This window comes from Pseudomonas sp. Pseusp97 (genome assembly GCF_047304025.1).
Taxonomy (GTDB): Bacteria; Pseudomonadota; Gammaproteobacteria; order Pseudomonadales; family Pseudomonadaceae; genus Pseudomonas.
The window spans coordinates 1-618 of the sequence record NZ_JBGLYK010000478.1; the positions used below are offsets into that span (position 1 = coordinate 1).

The following is a 618-nucleotide window of genomic DNA, read 5'->3' on the forward strand; positions in this document are numbered from 1 at the left end:
TGCGCGTCGACGGCCTGTCGATCCACCTCGGCAGCGGCCGCGACGCCTTCGAGGCCGTGCAGTCCCTGAGTTTCTCCATCGAGCCGGGCGAATTCGTCTGCGTGCTCGGCCCCTCCGGCTGCGGCAAGTCCACCCTCCTCGGCGCCCTGGCCGGGCACCTGACGCCCAGCGCCGGCCTGCTGGAAGTGGACGGCCAGACCGTCGCCAGCCCTTCCCCCGAGCGCGGCATGGTGTTCCAGCACCACACCCTGCTGCCCTGGCGGCGGGTGCGCGACAACGTCGCCTTTGGCCTGAAGATGCGCGGCGTGCCCCGTGCCGAGCGCCACCACCAGGCGGACGAGATGCTCCAACTGGTGGGCCTGAACGGCTTCGCCGATCGCTGGCCATCGCAGCTGTCCGGCGGCATGCAACAGCGTGTGGAAATCGCCCGCGTGCTGATCAACCAACCGCGCCTGCTGCTGATGGACGAACCCTTCGGCGCCCTCGATGCGCAGACGCGGATGATGATGCAGGAGCTGCTGCTGGATATCTGGACGCGCCTGCGCACCAGTGTGCTGTTCATCACCCACGACATCGACGAGGCACTGTTCCTCGCCGACCGCATCCTGGTGATGAGCC

1 protein-coding gene is annotated in these 618 nt (G+C 68.6%); it reads left to right on the forward strand.

Going from position 1 to position 618, the window contains the following annotated elements; all coding sequences use genetic code 11:
• Positions 1-618 (forward strand): ABC transporter ATP-binding protein (locus ACCC94_RS29985; protein WP_413353209.1); only part of this gene is annotated, 618 nt, incomplete at both ends.